Origin of the sequence: Geomicrobium sediminis (assembly GCF_016908595.1) — a bacterium.
GTDB lineage: Bacteria > Bacillota > Bacilli > Bacillales > Marinococcaceae > Geomicrobium_A > Geomicrobium_A sediminis.
This window is the reverse complement of the sequence record NZ_JAFBEC010000005.1, coordinates 24,616-45,141: the sequence shown is the minus strand read 5'-3', so window position 1 is coordinate 45,141 and position 20,526 is coordinate 24,616. Positions and strand designations below refer to the sequence as shown.

General features: G+C 42.5%; 17 protein-coding genes. 8 read left to right on the top strand and 9 right to left on the bottom strand.

Annotated elements, in window-relative coordinates:
- Window positions 1–40 precede the first annotated feature (40 nt).
- Together JOD17_RS09280 and JOD17_RS09275 are read right to left on the bottom strand one after the other, a co-directional pair.
- Window positions 41–490: a hypothetical protein gene (locus JOD17_RS09280; protein ID WP_204697250.1), complete on the bottom strand. Its 450-nt coding sequence runs from the start codon at window positions 488–490 to the stop codon at window positions 41–43.
- On the bottom strand, window positions 487–1,284 hold the full coding sequence (locus JOD17_RS09275; RefSeq protein WP_204697248.1) for a DUF3100 domain-containing protein: 798 nt from the start codon (window positions 1,282–1,284) through the stop codon (window positions 487–489). The genes JOD17_RS09280 and JOD17_RS09275 overlap by 4 nt, the downstream gene beginning before the upstream one ends.
- A gap of 441 nt (window positions 1,285–1,725) precedes the next feature.
- Between JOD17_RS09275 and JOD17_RS09270 the strand changes: the two genes are divergently transcribed.
- Entirely contained in the window at window positions 1,726–2,901 is a 1,176-nt protein-coding gene (locus tag JOD17_RS09270; protein ID WP_204697246.1) for a thiolase family protein, read from the top strand.
- Between the two features lie 22 nt (window positions 2,902–2,923).
- Entirely contained in the window at window positions 2,924–4,519 is a 1,596-nt protein-coding gene (locus tag JOD17_RS09265) for a long-chain-fatty-acid--CoA ligase (protein ID WP_239575401.1), read from the top strand.
- A 155-nt stretch (window positions 4,520–4,674) separates the two neighbouring features.
- Here the strand turns inward: JOD17_RS09265 and JOD17_RS09260 are convergent, their stop codons facing one another.
- The 6 genes from JOD17_RS09260 to speB all read right to left on the bottom strand — a co-directional run bounded on the left by JOD17_RS09260 (window position 4,675) and on the right by speB (window position 10,835).
- Window positions 4,675–5,475: a sulfite exporter TauE/SafE family protein gene (locus tag JOD17_RS09260; RefSeq protein WP_204697244.1), complete on the bottom strand. Its 801-nt coding sequence runs from the start codon at window positions 5,473–5,475 to the stop codon at window positions 4,675–4,677.
- A 109-nt stretch (window positions 5,476–5,584) separates the two neighbouring features.
- Window positions 5,585–6,799 carry a dicarboxylate/amino acid:cation symporter gene (locus JOD17_RS09255; protein ID WP_204697242.1) on the bottom strand — a complete coding sequence of 405 codons (1,215 nt, stop codon included), beginning with the start codon at window positions 6,797–6,799 and terminating at the stop codon, window positions 5,585–5,587.
- Window positions 6,800–7,167: 368 nt separating this feature from the next.
- Window positions 7,168–7,941, bottom strand: a complete 774-nt coding sequence (locus JOD17_RS09250) for an ABC transporter ATP-binding protein (protein WP_204697240.1) — start codon at window positions 7,939–7,941, stop codon at window positions 7,168–7,170.
- A 17-nt stretch (window positions 7,942–7,958) separates the two neighbouring features.
- Window positions 7,959–8,822, bottom strand: coding sequence for an ABC transporter permease (locus tag JOD17_RS09245; RefSeq protein ID WP_204697238.1), 864 nt, complete (start codon window positions 8,820–8,822; stop codon window positions 7,959–7,961).
- 15 nt (window positions 8,823–8,837) lie between these two features.
- The gene (locus JOD17_RS09240; protein ID WP_204697236.1) at window positions 8,838–9,839 is read right to left on the bottom strand and encodes an ABC transporter substrate-binding protein; all 1,002 of its coding nucleotides are present in this window, start codon (window positions 9,837–9,839) and stop codon (window positions 8,838–8,840) included.
- A gap of 18 nt (window positions 9,840–9,857) precedes the next feature.
- On the bottom strand, window positions 9,858–10,835 hold the full coding sequence (gene speB, locus JOD17_RS09235) for an agmatinase (RefSeq protein WP_204697234.1): 978 nt from the start codon (window positions 10,833–10,835) through the stop codon (window positions 9,858–9,860).
- Between the two features lie 162 nt (window positions 10,836–10,997).
- Here speB and JOD17_RS09230 point away from each other — a divergent pair, with 162 nt between their 5' ends.
- On the top strand, window positions 10,998–11,753 hold the full coding sequence (locus tag JOD17_RS09230; RefSeq protein ID WP_204697232.1) for an HAD family hydrolase: 756 nt from the start codon (window positions 10,998–11,000) through the stop codon (window positions 11,751–11,753).
- Window positions 11,754–11,797: 44 nt separating this feature from the next.
- On the opposite strand, the gene JOD17_RS09225 is transcribed toward JOD17_RS09230, so the two are convergent.
- A complete protein-coding gene (locus JOD17_RS09225; protein ID WP_204697230.1) occupies window positions 11,798–14,872 on the bottom strand; it encodes a gamma-glutamyltransferase in 3,075 nt (1,024 codons plus the stop codon).
- Window positions 14,873–15,021: 149 nt separating this feature from the next.
- Between JOD17_RS09225 and JOD17_RS09220 the strand changes: the two genes are divergently transcribed.
- The 5 genes from JOD17_RS09220 to JOD17_RS09200 all read left to right on the top strand — a co-directional run bounded on the left by JOD17_RS09220 (window position 15,022) and on the right by JOD17_RS09200 (window position 20,393).
- The gene (locus JOD17_RS09220; RefSeq protein ID WP_204697228.1) at window positions 15,022–16,992 is read left to right on the top strand and encodes an acetoacetate--CoA ligase; all 1,971 of its coding nucleotides are present in this window, start codon (window positions 15,022–15,024) and stop codon (window positions 16,990–16,992) included.
- 47 nt (window positions 16,993–17,039) lie between these two features.
- Window positions 17,040–17,237 carry a hypothetical protein gene (locus JOD17_RS09215; RefSeq protein ID WP_204697227.1) on the top strand — a complete coding sequence of 66 codons (198 nt, stop codon included), beginning with the start codon at window positions 17,040–17,042 and terminating at the stop codon, window positions 17,235–17,237.
- A gap of 150 nt (window positions 17,238–17,387) precedes the next feature.
- Window positions 17,388–17,750, top strand: a complete 363-nt coding sequence (locus JOD17_RS09210; RefSeq protein ID WP_204697225.1) for a DUF5362 family protein — start codon at window positions 17,388–17,390, stop codon at window positions 17,748–17,750.
- A 406-nt stretch (window positions 17,751–18,156) separates the two neighbouring features.
- A complete protein-coding gene (locus JOD17_RS09205) occupies window positions 18,157–19,719 on the top strand; it encodes an ATP-binding protein (protein ID WP_204697223.1) in 1,563 nt (520 codons plus the stop codon).
- Complete coding sequence (locus JOD17_RS09200; protein ID WP_204697221.1) at window positions 19,719–20,393, top strand: response regulator; 675 nt, start codon at window positions 19,719–19,721, stop codon at window positions 20,391–20,393. The genes JOD17_RS09205 and JOD17_RS09200 overlap by 1 nt, the downstream gene beginning before the upstream one ends.
- Window positions 20,394–20,526: the final 133 nt, after the last annotated feature.

Here is a 20,526-nt window from a genome sequence, read left to right as displayed (position 1 = left end):
AGTAGAGTCTTCGGTGCAACGCAAGTGATGGGTTTTTTTGTTAGATAATCCCTTGAAAACGAAGAACGACTTCAGCAATGATTGCAGAACCAATTAACGTTCCAAATAGAACAAGAAGACAAACGACCATGGCTTTCCAGCCCATTTTCACAAAGTCGGTCCATGAACGACCGATGGCAATCCCTGCATAAGCTAGGATCGGGGTGGCAATCGCAAGTAACTGGATATTGCTCGTCCACTCAACAACATAAGGTCCCCACGGAAGATTAGGTAAGGATAAGATAATCCCAATAATGATCACATAGACGACACTCGGAATTTTCATTGGGATCAATTGACTCAATAACTGACCAAGCGACGCGATCAGGATTAAGACGAGCATTCCAAGAACGGCTTGAATGGAGAAGATATCGTATCCAATCCAGTTACCGATTAGTGCTACCGTACCTACGATGAGCATCAATAGGAAATATTCTTGAATATTTTTCATTGGTTTTCCCCACCTCGCCACTTCCAGAACAGTTTATAAAGCTTTTCTGTAATCGGTAATGCGATGAATATACTAACAAACAATCCAGTCGCATACGTTAATAGATTACTTGCACCAGCAAATGCAATAATTTGCGTTTCTAATTCAGGATAAGCCGCAATTAAAGAACCAGAGGCAGCAGCCATCATACTCCCACTACCGACCCCTGCGGCCATTGCTAACGAGAGTGGGTGAAGGGGCGTGAATGTGGCAAGGAAACCAGAAATAAGTCCATAGAACATTGCTCCAAACACTGTACCGAATACATAAATGGCTGTGACTCCACGACCCTCGGCAGATTCAAATCCAAATTTATCATAGATAATTCCAAGATTGGATTCCCGCCCAATACTATGGGTCATACCAATACTTTCACGCTTCATACCAAGCAGTAAGACGGCAACTGGGAGTGCGAGAAAAATCGTTCCGAAGTTTCCGATTTCTTGAAGTAATAGCGCGGGTCCTGCTGCAATGACATTCCCTAGATCGGGACCGATCGTAACACCGATTTTTGCAATTAATAACGTAACAGCAATCGTAATAATTGGTTCGGCATTTTTTGATTGTTTCTCTTTAATAATGGGTGTGAAATAAAGAATAAGACCAAATACAATGGCAAAGAGCATCGGTAGAAGTACGATCATTCCCGGTCCAATCGTAAGTTCAATAATACCGATTGCTTCAGTAATGAGAACAATTCCAAGCACAATAACATGTAGCCGCCAATCTTTTAATAATTGTGTGATCTCAACCATCCTCTGTCCCCCTTAAGTGCTTCAATCTTAGTTCCCCTCGTTCCATTGACTTGAATGTACCCGATAAATTTGAGACGTTGATTTAATTTCTATGAATAATAAGTATTCTTAAACCATTCAACCGAAAGAGATTTGTAATTAATATCGGAATTGCATGTTCATTGTGTTATAAAAGTCTGAAATTAATCTAGGTAATTAATCATCGTTAATGGATGTTAATAGTTTACTTTTGAATAGTATCCAAATCAAGTATTTATTTTACTAATTCTGAATAATGGCTAGGATGGATGTGGCGTTCTTCCTTTTTTTTTTCATGGAAAGTAGCTAACAAATTGGAAAATTTGTGATAGTATAAATGAATGAAGATTCATTAAACATTGAAATGTAAGCGTTTTATCACTTTGTTATTCTAGTAAATCAATCTGTAAGAGGAGCGGTATTATGAATGAGGTTTATTTGGTTGAGGCAAAACGAACAGCAATTGGGACATTCATCGGTAGCTTAAAAGGACTCTCAACCGTTGATCTTGCCGTTCCACTCGTCTCTGAAATGATGGAGAAAACGAAGCTTCCAAAAGACGTCATCGACGAAGTGATCGTTGGGAATGTATTTAAAGCAGGGGTGAAAGGCAATCCAGCACGGCAAATCGGCATCCATGCGGGTCTTTCTGAAGAAACACCTGCGATGACGATCGACAAACAATGTGCGTCAGGTTTACGAGCAATCACACTTGGAGCGATGCAAATCGGAGCAGGTGAGAGCAACCTAATTCTTGCTGGTGGTGCTGAAAGCATGACAAATGTTCCTCGCCTTTTGATGGGAAGTCGTGAAGGACAGAAGATGGGGGATGCAAAGCTCGTTGATAGTCTTACTCATGACGGGTTGCACTGTGCCATTCAGAACTATCATATGGGTGTGACGGCAGAGAATTTAGTACGTCAATACAACATTTCACGTGAAGAACAAGATGAGTTTGCATATCAAAGTCAGGTCAAAGCATTAAAAGCAATCGAAAACGAACGCTTCAAAGAGGAAATCGTACCATTATCGGTCAAGTCACGCCGTGAAACGATTACATTTGATACTGATGAGGGTCCTCGTCAAACAAGTGTTGAGAAGCTTGGGAAACTATCGTCAGTCTTTGAAAAGGATGGTACCGTAACAGCAGGAAATGCCTCCGGATTAAATGACGGGGCAGCGTTTACGTTCCTTGCATCGAAAGCTGCGGTTGATCAATACAACTTAAAGCCTGTAGCCAAAATTAAAAGTTATGCAAGTGCTGCAGTTGATCCTTCAATTATGGGCATTGGTCCTGTTCCTGCGACTAAGAAGGCGCTAGAGCGAGCAGGCATGTCATTAGACGATATTGATCTGTTTGAATTTAATGAGGCGTTTGCTTCACAGGTGATCGCTGTAAATCGAGAGTTGAACGTTGATGAGAGTAAGATTAACGTAAATGGGGGCGCGATTGCACTAGGGCACCCTGTCGGATGTTCAGGAGCTAGAATTGTTGTCACACTATTACATGAACTACAAAAACAACAAAAGCAACACGGTTTAGCGAGCCTTTGTGTCGGTGGCGGACAAGGTGTCACGATCATTGTAGAAGCACTATAATCCATTTGGAAGGGTGATTGGAATGGAAAGAAGATGGTTTTCGTCGTACCCAGAAGGAGTAGAGCGTAACGTAGACGTTGAGATTCAAGAAACAACGGTCGTTGATTTTCTTGAAGATACAATTAAAGCCTCGCCAGATCATCGTGCAATCGTATTTGAAAATGAATCGTACACATACAAAGAGTTTGGACAAATTGTTCGTCGAGTAGCGAGTTCACTACAAGACCAAGGTGTCAAAAAGGGCACTCGGGTTGCGTTAATGATGAACAACTCACCGGACTACGTGTTCTCTTACTTTGCGATTCTTTATGCGGGTGGTGTTGTCGTTCAAAACAATCCAATGTATAAAGAGCGTGAGCTCGGCTATCAACTTACCGATTCAGGTTCTGAACTATTAATCATTGAGAAGTCGCTACTTGACGGATTAGAAGGCATCTCAGACATTGTTTCGAAGATTATCGTTGCAAGAGCAGATGACCATCCGAAGTACGATACGTTAAAGAAACTAATTAATTTAGGTAGTGAAGACTTTGAGCCAGTAGCCATTAAGCCGAAAGAAGACTTAGCGGTGTTGCAATATACGGGTGGAACGACAGGTGTATCAAAAGGTGCAAAGCTTACACATTATAACTTAGCAGCAAACGTCATTCAGACCGATGAGTTCGTTGGTTTGCAAACAGAGAAGCAAAAGGAAAAGCTATTAAATGTATTGCCGTTGTTCCACGTTTACGGCATGACTGTGTCAATGAACTATTGCATCTACTTACAGTCGACGTTGTACCTCGTTGAGCGGTTTGAACCGAATAGTATTTTGGAACTTTTACACAATGAAAAGATTACGATGCTACCTGGAACGCCAACAATCTATGTAGCGGTTAATTCTGCTAAAAATATCGAACAATATGACCTTTCTGCTATTCATACGTGTCTAAGTGGTTCAGCGCCACTTCCAACGGCAGTTCGCGATCGCTTTTGCGAGTTAACAGGAGCGAATCTACTGGATGCTTATGGGTTAACTGAAGCATCTCCAGTTACCCACTGTAACCCGATCACAGGTGAATCGAAGCCTGGTAGTATCGGCATTCCGATTTATGGTACCGATTGTAAAATCGTCGATTTAGAAGAAGGGTTAACGGAGTGCAAGCCGAATGAACCGGGTGAACTGATCGTTAAAGGTGCTCAAGTAATGGAAGGGTATTATAAACGAGATGATGAAACCGAAGAAGCTCTCCGTGATGGTTGGCTGTACACTGGTGATGTTGCGTACATGGATGAAGATGGGTATTGCTTTATCGTTAGTCGTAAGAAAGATGTCATCATTGCGAGCGGCTACAACATTTACCCAAGAGAGATTGAAGAAGTGCTCTATGAGCATCCAAACGTTACGGAAGTTGTCGTCTGTGGTATTCCAGATGCGTACCGAGGCGAAACGGTTAAAGCATTTATCGTGAAGAAAGACGCTTCCAAAGATACCGAAGAAGACTTTATTGCGTACAGTAAAGAACGACTTGCGAAATTCAAAATTCCTTCTCAAATCGAATTTAGAGAAGAATTGCCAAAATCAAAAGTAGGGAAAATCCTACGTCGAGTATTGATTGAAGAAGAAACATCAGTATAAGGCAGGCGCATCCGAAACGTTCCAGTTTCGGGTGTTTTTTATATGTTTTATACGATGGGTAGGTTGAAGTTGATGAAAGATTGAGCTCTGTTCTCAACAAAAGACTTTGGCAAGTTGAAAGGTTATAACGGTTGGTTCTAGTCCTCGAGTACGAATTAACCAATAATCATAAAGATGACAACAATTGCTAAGAGAACCAAGTAGGCTTTTGAAAAGATCTTGTCCGGTAACACTTGAGCAATACGCCTACCAATCGGGACGCCTGCAAACCCACCAATTGTAAAACCAATCAATGCGGGTATGTAAATGAATCCAAGTGTGGATGCTGGCATACCTGATACGTTTGCACCGAGAATCATATAGGTAGTCGTTCCAACAATGGCAATCGGCAAGCCAAGTGGTGTTGCTAACGCAACCGCATGGAGCATGTTAAGACCTCGTTTTCGTAAATAGGGAATGGTCATCACACTACCTCCAATGCCGAGCATTGAAGAGATCCAACCGATACAGACGCCATTTGCCCCCGCATAGCGGCGTTTTGGGAAGCGGAAGTGACTGTCGGTAATCGCTGTGGTGAACGTTTTTTTGATGATGTTCGAGACGATTACATAAAGCAAGAAACCGATAAAGGCATAGCGAAGCCACTCACTTTCAATGAAACTAGCAGCGACTGCTCCGAATAGTGAACCGATTGCAATAAAGATTACCAAATAATGAAATACCGGCCAATGCACATTGCCTTGTTTGGCGTGATTTAGCGTGGAGTTAAACGAATTCACAATCATCACGGCGAGTGACGTACCGATCGCTGTGTGCATGAGGTACGCATGGGGAATGGATTCTGGTAAGAACGCATAAAGAATCGGAACAACGATAAAGCCTCCGCCAAAACCAAAGAGACTAGACATGACTCCAATGAAAATACCTATTAACGTGAAGAGAAGTATCGCAAGCATCTGTTCCGCCTCCAACTAATCTAGCTCGTGGTGTCTACCTTCTTATCGTACAACGAAATGTCGAACGATGCGGCAGAAATTTCAGTCAAACTAAAAAAGGATGAGCGTATCATCCTTTTTTTGCGAGTCTATGATCTTCAGAGCGTTGCAGAAGTGTCGCGTTTGCTGCATTTCCTAGTACGTTAAGCATCGTTCTAAATCCTTCAGTAATACGGTCAATCCCTGCAACGATCGCAATTCCTTCTAATGGAAGACCAGCTGCAGTTAAGACGGTGGTCATCATAATAATTCCTGCCCCTGGAACACCAGCAGTACTAAACGATACGAGCAAAGCACTCACGAAAATCGTTAGAACGAGCGTGAAGGTTAACTCGACACCGAACAATTGGGCAACAAAAATGGCGTTGAATCCTTGAAGAATCCCTGCCCCATCACGCTTAAGTGCCGTTCCAAATGGAATCGCAAATCTAGAAATCTGCTCATCCAAGCCTGCTTTTTTAGCACCGTCCATTGCAACCGGTAATGCTGCATTTGAGCTTGCGGTACCAAATGCTAATGTAAATGCAGGCATAAAGCCTTTAAAAAATGCTTTCGGATTTGCACGTGTTACAGATAAAAGGAGAGCATACAATGCAATCATGATAAAGATTGCTGCGATTAACCCAAGAATGTACACCGCTAAGTTAGCAAGGATTCCAAACCCTTGCGTCGCAACCATCGAAGCAATTAAGCTGAATACACCAATTGGAGCGATGATTAAGACGAGCCCGAGAATCTTCTGGACAATTTCATACGTGCTCTCGATGAAATTCATAAATGGTTTCGTTTGTTCATCTTGCAATAAATTAATCGCTGTACCGACGAGCGCTGCGATAATGATTACTTGTAATAGATTTCCGGACGCGAGAGATTCGAATGGATTACTCGGGACAATGCTTACGAGCCACTCCATAAGCGGTTGCCCTTCATTCGCATCAGCGTCACCTGAACTAATCGGTTCTGCACTATCACCAGGCCGGATCGTAATCGCGACGAGAATTCCGATCACAATAGCAAATGCAGACGTAACGACATAAAAACTCATCAGCTTTGTTGTGTATCTTGCAATGTGTCCCGATCCTTTTAACTGCGTAACACCGATGACGAGCGCGACAAACACGAGTGGCACGACAATGAGTTGAATCGCTCGTAGAAAGATCTCCCCAACTGGCGAGAGTACATACTCATCAAGCGGTGCAATCCAGCCTGGTGCGAGCAAATTCAACAACCCACCAAACACAATTCCAGCAAACAGTGCAATAAAAATACGAGTAGATAACGACAAGCCCTTCACCTCAGTCTCTACAATTCAATGAGTTTAATTGTATAGGACGGAGATAGGCTTGTAAATAGATTACTCCTATATAATTACTGGGATTTTGATTTTGCATTCTCATCACAAAAAAAAGACTGGCTTTCCACCAGTCTACCTGTTGAGAAACTTAATCGTACTTACAATGAGTAAAGCGGCTTTTGTGGCTACGCTTGCCGTAGCGTTGCCCGCGCTTAGTGCTTCGCACGATGGTCTACAGCGAAAGTCACATTTTAATACATATACTCTCTGAAAAAGCAATACAACCAGTTCATCTTTTTGATACTTCTATATTCGTGGAGGCAGACGTTTTTTGATTGTCTGACTGGCTTTCCACAAGTTTATGCTAAATTCATATTCTTCTCGTTTTCATCAAATAGTAGTTCTGTAATTTCAGCTTTTAGATCCCCAAATGTTCGATTTGAGAAAATTTGATCGGCTCTCGGGCGTGGAATATCAACTGTGATACGTTTTTTTACCTTACCAGGGTGCGAGGACATGACGTAAATGACATCACCAAGTAAGATGGCTTCGTCAATATCATGTGTAACAAAGAGGACGGTCTTATGATTCTCTTCCCACAGCTTAAGAAGAAGATTTTGCATCATGGCACGTGTTTGGGCATCTAACGCTCCGAAAGGTTCGTCCATAAGAAGGATCGAAGGATCATTTGCGAGCATCCTTGCAAGTGCCACACGTTGTTGCATCCCGCCAGAAAGAGAAGAAGGGTACAGGTCTTTAAATTTCGTAAGACCAATAGAACGAATAAGATGATCAACTATGCTCTTGCGTTCAGCAACATTAACACCGTTTAGCTTCGGACCGAACTCGATGTTTTCTGTTACGGTTAACCAATGATAAAGCGTGTAGCTTTGAAACATCATGCCTCGATCTTGTCCAGGTTCGGGGTTGATTTTTTGATCAACAGAAACAGTACCGACAGTAGGTGGTTCAAGACCGCCGATGATTTTGAGAAGTGTAGATTTCCCACAACCAGAAGCGCCGACAATACAAGTAAATTGGCCGTGGTCGATGCTTAAGTTTACATCTTCAAGCGCAGTAACGTTCCCTTTTGGGGTTTCAAACGTCTTCTCGAGATGTTCAATAGTGATCATGACAAAAGCTCCTTTCGTTATCTTGTCGACATATAAGGAAAGAATTTGCGGTATAAAAGCATAAATATTCTGTCACTGAAAAAACCAAGTGCACCGATAACTAACACACCGGCAATAATTTGTTCCGTATTCATAAAGCGTTGTGCCGTCATAATGACATTACCGATCCCTGCTTGAGCAGCAACGAGCTCTGCGACGACGAGATATGTCCAAGACCAACCTAAAACGGTACGTAGGCTATCCATGACTCCAGGCATCGAGGCAGGGATTAATACTTTAGTGAATACGGTCTTTCTTTTCGCACCTAACGTATAAGAGACGTGGAGTAAGTCTTTTGAAACATTTGAACTTACGTCCATGACCATGAAGACTAAAGGGAAGAACGTTCCGAAAAAGATAACTGCAAGTTTTTGCGTTTCGCCAATTCCAAGCCACAATATAAACAATGGAATTAACGCTGTAACTGGTAAGTACCTCATAACGCCAGTGATTGGCTCGAAAAAACTACGAAATGAAGGATAAGATCCCATGAAAATTCCGAGTGGAATCGCTACAAGTGCTGCTAAAAAGTAACCGAGCATAATGCGATACACGCTCGTCCATACGTCCATAAGAAACCCTTGATGTACCGTCATCTCATAAAGGGAAGTGATGACTCCTGTTGGAGTAGGAAGGAAAAGCTCATCAACAAGACCTGTATAAGTTACAAGAGACCATAAACCAAGAATTAGAAGAAAAGGAAGTGCCCCGAGTGTGTTCTTTTCTCTTTTGTGAATCGGTTCTTTAGGTGTGAGATACCTTTTTAGTAGGTTATTTTTCGGTTTATGAACGACTTGGCTTTCATGAGGAAGCGAACGATTCTCGACAGTGCTTTTTTGCATGAAGGTCACTCCCTTTTATTCGGTAAGTTGTTGAACGAATTCAGGATCAATCTTGTTCGTCACATCTAACCGTTCGCTCGTTTCTCCTTGTTCATACCAAAAATCAGCAGCGCTCTCAATGACATCTGTTGCATCGTTTTCAAAGAATTCAACACTATCCGAAGCGCTCATTAACGTAATGTCTTGTAGTTGCTCAGCAGCTTCCTCGGCAGATAAGTTCGTTTTAGAGCCGATAATATCATGAGCTTCATCGGGGTTCGTGTTTATAAATTCTATTCCTTTATCGTAAGCTGTGATGAATGCAGAAATCGATTCAGGGTGTTCAGCAATGTAATCATCATGGAAACCAAAAACGTCAACGATGATGCTTGGATAATCAGCGGTGCTCGTAAGCAGTTGTCCATCATCAGATGCGTCTGCTTGACTTAGCCATGGTTCCCAAGTGACTGCAGCGTCAATGTTTCCAGATGCAAATGCTGCTCCAGCATCAGAAGACGTCATTTCAACAGGATTAATATCGTCTAATGACATGTCATGGTCTTGGAGTACTTGGGCAAGAAACCATTCACTAACGTTCCCAAATTCAACAGCGACGTCTCTTCCAGCTAAGTCATCGACAGATTGGATGTCGTTACTTACTATAATCCCATCGGCACCAGTTGATTTATCAAGACCAAGCACGACTTGCATTGGAATGTCATCGGCGTATCTTGCTGCACTGTCCATTGTCGTCGCGATCCCGTCTAGTTGCCCAGATGCTAATGTATTCCTGATTTGCGTAGAGTCTTCAATTGTATTGAATTCTACTTCAAGTCCTTCTTCCTCAAAAAAACCTTGCTCATCAGCGACCCATAATCCAGAGTAGCCAATCCAAGTAACCATACCGACACTCATTGGTGCCAGATCTCCTGACGAATCGTTTGCCGCTTCACCAGTTGCACTCGGTTCATCCGAGTTGTTACAAGCAGTCATTAATGTTAGTACTGCAATAAGAGGAAAAGCCAAGGTTTTTTTCATGGGATGTTCTCCTTGTTTTTAAATTTTTGAGTGAGTAAGTTCGTTGCTGTGAACAATGCTATGCTTTTTATTGTAGGCGAGTAATGCTAGAAATTTAGAAGCAACGTGTGCTGCATTAAGTGCAGTGGTTCCTGCTGGATCGCGATCAGGTAGGACTTCAACGAGGTCAAAACCAATGAAGTTCCCACCGGCAACACCACGAAGTAGTTCAAACGCTTCAGTGTTCGTAAACCCACCAACTTCAGGTGTCCCTGTGCCTGGTGCGTATGTAGGATCGAGAAAATCAATATCAAATGTCAAAAAAGTTGGCGTGTTACCAATTCGTTGATTGGCACGTTTAATGACTTCTTTAATGCCCATTTCACGGAAGTCTAAAGCTGTAATCACTTCATATCCAAGTTCACGATTTTCAATTAAATGTTGCTTCGAATATTGGCGCATCCCAATTTGAATGGACGTTTCTGTATTCACAATTCCTTCTTCAACGGCACGACGGAACATCGTTGCATGTGTATATTTCTTTCCTTGAAAGGAGCTGTCCCACGTATCACTGTGAGCATCAAAGTGTAGTAAACTTACAGGTCCGTATGCCTTTGCCGCTGCACGTAAATGTGGGAGGGACACGGAATGGTCTCCACCTAGAATGATCGGAACGATTTTTTTGGAGAAAAACGGTACGAGTTGCTCCTCGACTTGCTCGTAATTTTCTTCAATGAATCCAGGAGTAATGGATAAGTCACCATAATCAACACCAGATAAGTCTTCAAAGACTTCAACATCAAAAGCAGCATCATAGGAACTGATTCTCATCGAACGACTCCTAATGGCTTCTGGACCGAACCTTGCACCTGGTGCACTTGTGACTCCAGTATCAAACGCATGTCCCATAATTGCATAATCGATGTGGTCCATTGTTTTGACGTGGGGTAAATGCATAAATGTACGTATTCCTGTAAATCCTGCTTCTTCATAATTTGCTTCTGGCTTATAATGCATATAGATCACCTCTGTTTTTGTAAAATTCTATCATATTGTTATGTAATATTATCTGCATATAATCTATGGACTGCAACGAACTAGTCATATAATTTAACATACTTTATCGTATTCACGTACACTAGTATAGTAAACGCAAAGTAAGTAAAAAGGTGTGAGACGATGACGAACATCATTACGTTTGATTTAGACGGTACGCTTATGCAAAATCCGTTCGTGAAGTTTGTGTTTCCAGCGATTGAGAAAGAGTTGCAGGACGTTTTAAACGATCAGCGACCGATTATTTCCGAAATTGTTGCGATGCACAACGACTATATGAAACAAGGTGAAACAACTAAAGCCTATGATTGGGACCTGATCGTAACGGAGTTTTTGATTAAATCGAATTGTGTGCATACGTTGTCTGTGGAGCAACTTGTAAAAAAGCACGCTGCACCGCCTGACTCGTACCTTCTTGAGGCAGGAAGCATTTCGGCCTTAATGACGCTTAGGAAGAAAGGCTACCGTCTCGTGGCGTTAACGAATGGTTTTTATAAATATCAATTTCCAGTTATGGAACGACTAGGTCTTGCGCCACTGTTTGATCAGATTGTGACGCCAGAAGAAGCAGGGTGCGCAAAGCCAGATCCACAGATTTTGCAGGCGGTGTATGCTCATGGCACGGTTGTCGGTCATGTAGGGGATCGCATTGATCATGATGTAGTGATGGCTAACCAAGAAGAAATCCCATCCATTTGGATCCGCCATACGTTCCCGGAATGGATAAAACGAGCAACCATGAGTGAACGGATACAGCTTGCACAACCATTGATTAAAGAGAAATATGAGAAAGAAACAGGAACTCAAACGATTAGCGAGGAATGTCAGCCGAATTATATCGTTTCATCAATTGAAGAATTGAACCGGATTTTTACGTAAAAACGCCCCGTACTTCACTCGTACGAGGCGTTTTTTAGATTGGATTAGTCGAGTGCGCGATCTAAAAAGACGACTAGCTGTGCACGTGAGACATTCTCATTCGGACGAAAACGATTGTCTTCAGTAATCGTAATGCCGTGCTGAGTAAGAATCTCCACGTTTTCTCTATGCGCATCATACGTCTGATCGAGATCAACGATCGTGACGGCTTGCCCAGTATTCTCGAGCTCTAATCCTCGGACGAGAATGGAGGCCATTTGCTGGCGAGTCAAATAATCGCCGCCTTTGAAATATTGGCTGTTATTCGAGCCAATCATAATGCCTGCTTCATAAACGGCAGCAGCAACGTCGGCATACGTGTGACCCGGTGGCGTGTCTACAAATGGTGTGCTGTCTACGTTCTCAGGTACTGGTAGTTCAAGTGCATTCGTTAAAATGCGAGCGCTTTGACCACGGTTGATTGGTTGACTAGGTCGAAATGTACCGTCTGTATAACCAGTAATCACATGTAGTCCAGCCATTCTCATAATTGAATTATACCCGAACGTGTTCTCATGAACGTCGCTAAATGACAATGTAGCGTGTTGAACCATTGCACTTCCTCCGCCGCGGCGCTCAGGTTCTGTCGTTGGTGTCACTTGACCGTTTTCATGAAATTCAATACCAGTAACCGCTCCGATTCCTTGAACGGCTTGATTTGCTAAGAAACGATGGCCACGTGTCTCGAGTTCTGCAATCTGAGCAAGGGATTCGTTATTCACATAACGACCTTCGTATTCTGTTGCAGAATCAAAATTGTTCCGTTGCGAGAAGCGTGGCTCAGTGATTGCTTCTGGAAATGAACGATTAAAATCGAGCATGTGCATCATAATTTGTGAGACGGTCGTAATGATCGTGTCACTTCCCGGTGCACCGATCGTAAGTACCGGACGGTCTTCTTCCATTACGATGGTAGGTGACATGCTGCTTAATGAGCGCATACCAGGTCTCGGGTAATTCGGATGATCAGGAGATTCAGTTGGAATCCGGCTATAAACCGCGTTATTTAATAGAAAACCATAGCCAGGAACGACCATGCCGTTGCCGCCGATCGAGACAATTGTGGACGTGTAACTGACGATATTTCCCTCATCATCACTGACCGATAAGTGAATGGTTGATTCATCAGCATCATCTTCTAAGTGCTCAAATTCCTCTGGTTCTTCAATGATTGCTTTTTCTGCAGGTGAGATGGCTTTTTGTTGCACGTCTTCTTGAATGCTCATCTGACGTGCTTCGTTGATTGGTGTTACATCAATATGATCGACATACAATGTTTGGGCATGATGATGATCGAAGTTGATCATGCTCAATAAAACGTTGCCTTTGTCTAACGACGTCTGGTTTGAAGAATCTAAAGAATGAACGGCTAACCACTGATTGGTGCGATCTTCGTTTTCAGCAGAAACGGCGACTTTTAACTGTTCATTTTCAATTCTAAATGTCACGTCATGCCATTCATCTTGAAAAGTGAATGGGATTCGTTCAACCGTTCGAAGCTGACCATCGACAACAGATTGTAGAGCAAGTTGGTTTGTGCCGAAGTTAAGCTCTAAGCCGTATCCATTTAGTGGTAATGTACTGCCAGATTGCCATACGTCCGCATTAAGCCAAATTCGGAGCCTATGGTCTCCAGAAGATGGTTTCCCATAAACGCGCATCGTTAACTCATGGTCGGCAAGTGATTCCATCGTCACTGCTGCTCGACCGTAAGAACTGCCCCTGCCGTCTTGACGGGGTGAAAGTGTCATTTGACCTTGCTCATCGTTCACCGTAAACGTTGCATCAAATGGATGGCTTGATGGTCCAGTATCAATTCGGTGAAAATGCTCACTCGGCCACGTTTGACCGTTTTTAACATCTTGGAAATCATAAGGAAACTGCGGCATTGCTTCAGTCTGTGGATTTCCAGGAGCAATTTGGCCGATGCGTGCAATGCTTGAATCAATAAGGGAACGACGATGATCGGCATACGACATTGATAGAAGCTCGTTTTCCGGAATATCTGTAAACGCAGGATCTCCAATGAAAGCTCGTCGATCCGCAAAAGCGGCACGGGAAGCTTCAAAGTAATGATGCAATGCATCAACAGGCCCCATATTCGGAACATCGTATCCTTCAAGAATGTTAAAAAGCAAGCCAACAGTAATCCCGCCACTTGAAGACGGTGGCATTCCGTAGATGTCATAGCCACGATAGGTAGAATGCGTCGCTTCTCTTGTGATGACCTCATAGCCTTTGAAATCGTTTAGTGATACATCGCCTTTAAGAATGCCTCGTTCAGCGTTCCAATTGCTACTTACCGCGCGAAAGTCTGGATGTGCAACGAGCGGAGGTTCATTAATCGTTTGAACCATTGCTTCAGCAACTTCTCCTTCATAAAAAACATCGGCACCCTCATTTGCAATCAAGCGATATGTATGAGCAAGATCAGGGTTTTTAATGCGTTCACCGACTCGAGGCTGGTCGTAGATTGCAACCGTTGACGAAAACAAGTTAAAGCGATCTTGATGTTGATTGGTTTCTCGTACAAAGTTGTGATCGGCAATAAAGCCGTTTTCTGCAACTTGAATGGCTGGTTGTAATACGTCTTCAAAACTCATCGTTCCATATTGCTCGAGGGCAACTTCCCAATTTTTGATCGTACCTGGGACCGATACGCTCGTACCACTTGAGGTTCTCATTGCTGCAGGGTAGATTGAACCGGTCGTAGGATCAATGTAGGACTCATCGTTAAATGAAGCCGGCGTGACCGATCGTGCATCGATCGTAATATGTCGGTCTTCTTCAGCGAGGTAGATGAGCATCATGCCACCGCCACCGATACCGCCAGAGTAGGGCCGTGTCACGCCTTGAGCAGCTGCAACGGCAATAGCAGCATCGATTGCATTTCCACCTTGATCTAGTATGGTCATGCCGGCTTTCGACGCATGAACGTCTTCAGAGGCAACAGCACCACCTGTTCCTGTAACATGAGCGTCTACGTGAGCTTCAGATTGTGCATGGACGGGCGAAGGTTTGAACAGCGATACGAGTAAAACACCAGATAGTACAAATGAAATGAATTTCCGAATGATCATCTACTCCTTTATATGCTCCGAATGGAAAAAAACGTAAAACTTATCCTCTTATTGTAATGATAATTAGAAAGGATTGCTAGATAGCAGGAGAAATTGGCAGAAATCACTAATTACATAAAGGAGGAGTAGACGAAGAGGAGGAGAAATGGATGAGTGTGCAAGAAGGGACGTTGTTACATACCCCGAGTAAAGAAGCGATTGAACAAACAAATTTAAGCGATTACATGAATTGGCTTACGAAGCAATATGGTCTTTCTTTTGCAAATTACCATGAACTTCATAACTGGTCAGTTACTGAGCATGAAGCGTTCTGGGAAAGCTTATGGCATTACTTTGAAGTGAACCCTGAAGCGACGTATCAACACGTTATGGATTCGTCAAAAGGATTTATGCATACGACGTGGTTTCAAGGAGCAAACGTAAACTATACCGAATACATTTTTCGGAACATGAATCCTGATCATGTTGCCGTTAAAGCGTACGGAGAAAAAAGGCACAAAGAAGAAATCGTTTGGGGAGAGTTGTACGCACGCGTATCAGCCGTTGCAAATGGCTTAAAGGCACTCGGGGTTGAACGTGGCGACCGAGTCGTAAGTTATATGCCTAATATTCCTGAAGCGATGGTTGCAATGCTTGCAACAGCAAGTATTGGAGCAATTTGGTCGAGTTGTTCACCAGACTTCGGAGCACGAACGGTCGTTGATCGTTTCATACAGATTGAGCCGAAAGTGATTTTTGCTGTTGATGGTTACCGATATAATGGTAAGAAGTATGACCGATTGGACGTCGTAAAAGAAATTAAAACGTCAATTCCGTCATTAGAACATGTCATCGTCGTTCCTGTATTTCAAGATGCGCTTCCAGCTGAATTTAATTTATGGTCTACTTTCTTGTCTGATTATCGAGACGGGTCTCCAATTCCATATGAGTCCGTAGGGTTTGACGATCCGTTATGGATTTTATATTCTTCGGGCACAACAGGCCCACCAAAAGCCATTGTCCAAGGTCATGGCGGCATTATCTTGGAACATATGAAATCAATGGTGTTACACAAAGACTTAAAATCGGAAGACGTTATGTTCTGGTATACGTCAACCGGTTGGATGATGTGGAACATGGTCGTAAGTGGGTTAATGATGAACGGAACAGTCGTCCTTTATGACGGTAGTCCAGCATACCCAGATGCGAATGTGACATTTAAGCTTATTGAAGAAGCAGGGATTACTTCATACGGTACGAGTGCGCCATTCATTATGGCTTGCCGAGCAAATGGAATGCAGCCTAAAGAAATCGCAGATCTTTCAACGCTTAAAGCATTTTCTTCTACGGGTGCAACGTTACCTCCAGAAGGATCACAATGGGTGTATGAAGCAGTTCATGATAAGGTATGGCTAAACTCCGTAAGTGGCGGTACCGATATCTGTTCAGCAATTGTAGGTGGGATCCCGACTCAACCGGTCTATGCTGGAGAGATTCAAGGACGCGTACTTGGTGTGGATGTCGATGCGTGGGATGAAGAAGGGAATTCACTCGTGGATGAGGTTGGTGAGCTAGTCATAAAAAAGCCAACGCCTTCCATGCCTCTCTATTTTTGGAATGACCCGAACAACGAGCGATACTATGAAAGTTATTTTAATGAGTATAAAGGGGTTTGGCGACACGGTGATTTAATTAAATTTAAAGACGATGGTCGCTGTCAAATCTATGGAAGAAGTGATTCAACAATTAATCGTGGCGGCGTGCGAATGGGCTCGAGTGAGATTTATCGAGCAGTCGAAAGTCTTGAAGCAATCAAAGATAGTTTGATCGTTGATATAAGCCACCCGACTCGAGAACCATACATGCCTTTATTCGTTGTGTTAGAAGATGGCTTTGTTTTGAGTGAAGAATTAAAAACAGAAATCATAACGAGCATCCGTCAAAACGTTAGTCCACGGCATGTCCCTAATGAGATTTATGTGATTGAAGAAGTTCCACGTACATTAAATGGAAAAAAAGTCGAAGTGCCTGTTAAGAAGTTATTGATGGGTGTCGAGTATGAACAAGCAGTAAATGAAGGATCATTACAGAACCCTCATACATTCAATTACTTCAAGCAATTTCATCGACAAGATGCTTAACGAACGAGTTCATTAAAGCATATAGTACTGAAAAAGGAGGAATAACGATGTATCCTCATCAAGACCCCTTCTTCAGGCAACTACGAAAATCATTGTTACGGTTTCAAGCAGACTTTAATGAACGGTTTAAAGGAATGGACGAACGATTGAATGATGCGAATAAACGCTTCGATGAAATCGATCGTCGTTTTACAGAAAAAACTGAAGAGAATTTCAATGAGATTGAAAAGAAGTTTCATAAATAACGATGTGTACAATTAGCTTCGTTTTAAGTTCACACGTAATACGTGAAAACTTAAAAGGAGGCTTTTTGTATGAAATTTCTTAATAAAGTAGTTTCTTTATACATATAATTAGGGGAATGTTACTAGGAATTGTACAAAAGGAGGAATTGGATGAACGTTGATGTAGACGCGCATTTGCCAAGAATTGCGCTATGGGGGCGAGTGCTAGGAGTAATCCTGATCGTGAGTGGAGTATTTTCTGCGATTTCAGGCGTGTTTGCTTTTGTAATAGGAGCAATCCCAGGAATTATAACGGTCGTTCTCGGTGTATTTCTGTTTCAGAGTGGTAGTGCTGCAAAACAATTGAGAGACAGTGGGAATCCTGCTGAGTTGAATAACATCCTCATTCATTTTGGACGTTATTTATTGTGGAATTCAATTATGGCAATCATTGCGATTGCGTTCGTCATTATTATAGCTATTCTTGTTATCATGGGGATTTTCACAACAGGATTGACGCTCCAAGGGTTTTAATTATATGACTTAAAAGCCGTTGCGCCACGCAACGGCTTTTGTTTTGCAGTGAAACAAATCATCAAAATATATATGATAAACTAGTGCATGCAGATTAGAGTAGTATAAATAATGATAGAAAACCCAGTTTAACCTTTTCGTTCAACAGTGCAGAAAAGGGACTAAGTCTCTACAACGAGTGAACAACTCTCTGGTTTTATGAGCCATACATCGTAATCAAGGGCTTTGAATCGGCTTATATCTAGCATTTTAGCTGATCTATTATTCTGATAGTTGAAGATGTGGAATGTCTTCTTTTCTCTTTTTCATAGCCATTGCTTAAAGTAATTTCTGTGAGAAAGGGGAGTACCAATCGAGTTGTTTAGCGAAGCAATCAGTGATTTTGCAAGGGAAGGAGGGACAAGTGATGAAAAAATGGAAAATTAAAACGCGGATGCTTGTGTTCTCAACGGTCCTGTCGTCATTCCTATTTACAATCTTTGTTATTGCTTTTGCTTCATTTGAAATTGAAAATACGAGAGATGAGTATGAGCAGTTGGCAAGGCAAACAGCGAATACGATCAGTTTTATGCCTGCAATTGCTGATGCCATGGTTAATGAAAAAACGGACGAACTTGAAGGGCAAATAGAGCGTATTCGTCTGCAAGTTCAGCATCCCTTCGTTTCTGTCGTGAATGTTGATGGTAAGTATTTACATAAAACAAATGCAACAAGCGGTGGTGAAGATGCACCGGAAACCAGATACGCTCGAACGTTAATGTATGGATCTTACCAGAGCGATTCAGACCAATTGCATATCCAAATTATTGCGCCTATCTATCAACAAGTGGATTTCAATGGTGAGCGCTTGGTCGGTGCAGTGAAGGTCGAATACCCAAGAGATATTTTGATGACTTCAATTACGGATAAATTTATGCGACTTGGTTTCGTAGCGATTGTAAGTCTTATCGTTTTAGTGTTGGGCATCAGTTTGTTGGCCCGTAACATTCGTGAGGATACGTTTGGGCTTGAGCCGGCGGAGATTGCGAGTAAATTTACGGAAAGGGAAGCCATGCTTGAGTCTGTAAAAGAAGGGATTATTGCCATAAATACGAAACAAGAAGTAACATTGATCAATCCATCAGCACGCAAGCTGATTCAACATCATGATGACGAAGACAAACTCGTGCGTGATTTGGGGCTGTTGGATGTGATCAACGGTGAAGCGTACTTATATGATGAGGAGCGTTTTTTCAAAGGACACCCTCTGATTGCGAACTTACGACCGATGTACACAAATATGCAATTAACGGGTGCTATTTGTAGTTTTCGATCTAAAACAGATATGAGGTTGCTACAGCAGACCATTGATCAAATGAAAAGCTACGCGGACGGTCTTCGGGCGCAAACCCATGAGTTTAAAAACAAGCTGTATGTAATCATGAGTTTAGTGCAACTTGAACAGTATGAGGAAGCGATTCGATTCATCGAGGAAGAAGCCGTCGTGACGGAAAGTTTTTTACCAAAGCTTAACAAAATTCAAGATTCTGGGATACAAGCGATCCTTTTAGCGGGAATGGGGAAAGCATCAGAGAAAAATATTACAATCATCATTGAGGACAGTTCTTCTTTAGAACCTACGCATATTCCCATTTCTTCAATGACAACGATGCTCGGCAATGTGATCGACAACGCCATTGATGCAGTCGTTGACGAAAAGCGAAAGAAAATATTGATCTTTATGACGGATGTAGGTGATGATATTGTCATTGATGTTGAGGACAGCGGTAAGGGAATTCCGGATCATTACAAATCTGATGTCTTAAAACAGGGGTACTCCGTTAAGGGTGAAGGAAGAGGCTATGGTCTTTTTAATGTTGAAAAAGAATTAAGTCGTTACAATGGTTCACTAGAAATAGCAGACTCTGAACTTGGAGGAGCGAGTGTGTCGTTAATCATTCCAAAAAGAGCAGAAGGGAAGATGAAATGATGAATGTGGTTATAGCAGAAGATGATTTTCGTGTTTCAAGCATTCATGAAACGTATGTGGAAGAAATGGAAGGGTTTGATGTGACCGCAAAAGCACTAAACGGCAAAGAATTGCGCGCATCTTTGGAAGAGCATACGGTCGACTTAATTCTACTAGATATCTACTTTCCGGATGAAAGAGGAACGAATTTGATGAAGCACATTCGAAATCAATACCCGGACATAGACATAATCGTCATTTCTGCGTCTGACCGCCGCGATGATTTGCTTGTTGCAAAGCGCTATGGCGTTTATGATTTCTTAGTTAAACCGGTGACGAAAAATAGATTTCAAGCCGCATTGCGACAATACAAAGAGCATCGCTCATGGTTTGCACAACCTTCGACGTTCTCAGAGAGTGATGCGAAGCGGTTTTTAACACATACGGGTCAAGCATTCTCTGAAGAGGTGCTGCCGACAGGAATTGACTCAATTACATTGAACAAAGTGGCAGGTGCACTAAGCCGAGCATCTGACGGCTTAACGATTGAAGAGACGTGTAGAAAAGAGGGCATCTCTCGAACGACGGCACGAAGATATTTGGAACACTTGGTGGCATCCGGCAAAGCAAAAACGCAATTGAGTTACGGCGTCATCGGAAGACCTGAGCGTAAGTATGTACTTACGTCGTCATGACGACCTGGACTTCAGCGAATTCATGCTGAAGTTTTTTTAATTTTCTATCGCGATGGTCATAAAGGACAAAAAGAAATAAAAATTCTAAATATTGTAGCGAGTTATTGCGGGTGATATATTCATTATCATCGAG

Coding starts and splice junctions, on each gene's coding strand:
- JOD17_RS09280 (WP_204697250.1), bottom strand. CDS start 490: ATGAAAAATATTCAAGAATATTTCCTATTGATGCTCATCGTAGGTACG.
- JOD17_RS09275 (WP_204697248.1), bottom strand. CDS start 1,284: ATGGTTGAGATCACACAATTATTAAAAGATTGGCGGCTACATGTTATT.
- JOD17_RS09270 (WP_204697246.1), top strand. CDS start 1,726: ATGAATGAGGTTTATTTGGTTGAGGCAAAACGAACAGCAATTGGGACA.
- JOD17_RS09265 (WP_239575401.1), top strand. CDS start 2,924: ATGGAAAGAAGATGGTTTTCGTCGTACCCAGAAGGAGTAGAGCGTAAC.
- JOD17_RS09260 (WP_204697244.1), bottom strand. CDS start 5,475: ATGCTTGCGATACTTCTCTTCACGTTAATAGGTATTTTCATTGGAGTC.
- JOD17_RS09250 (WP_204697240.1), bottom strand. CDS start 7,941: ATGATCACTATTGAACATCTCGAGAAGACGTTTGAAACCCCAAAAGGG.
- JOD17_RS09245 (WP_204697238.1), bottom strand. CDS start 8,822: ATGCAAAAAAGCACTGTCGAGAATCGTTCGCTTCCTCATGAAAGCCAA.
- JOD17_RS09240 (WP_204697236.1), bottom strand. CDS start 9,839: ATGAAAAAAACCTTGGCTTTTCCTCTTATTGCAGTACTAACATTAATG.
- speB (WP_204697234.1), bottom strand. CDS start 10,835: ATGCATTATAAGCCAGAAGCAAATTATGAAGAAGCAGGATTTACAGGA.
- JOD17_RS09230 (WP_204697232.1), top strand. CDS start 10,998: ATGACGAACATCATTACGTTTGATTTAGACGGTACGCTTATGCAAAAT.
- JOD17_RS09225 (WP_204697230.1), bottom strand. CDS start 14,872: ATGATCATTCGGAAATTCATTTCATTTGTACTATCTGGTGTTTTACTC.
- JOD17_RS09220 (WP_204697228.1), top strand. CDS start 15,022: ATGAGTGTGCAAGAAGGGACGTTGTTACATACCCCGAGTAAAGAAGCG.
- JOD17_RS09215 (WP_204697227.1), top strand. CDS start 17,040: ATGTATCCTCATCAAGACCCCTTCTTCAGGCAACTACGAAAATCATTG.
- JOD17_RS09210 (WP_204697225.1), top strand. CDS start 17,388: ATGAACGTTGATGTAGACGCGCATTTGCCAAGAATTGCGCTATGGGGG.
- JOD17_RS09205 (WP_204697223.1), top strand. CDS start 18,157: ATGAAAAAATGGAAAATTAAAACGCGGATGCTTGTGTTCTCAACGGTC.
- JOD17_RS09200 (WP_204697221.1), top strand. CDS start 19,719: ATGAATGTGGTTATAGCAGAAGATGATTTTCGTGTTTCAAGCATTCAT.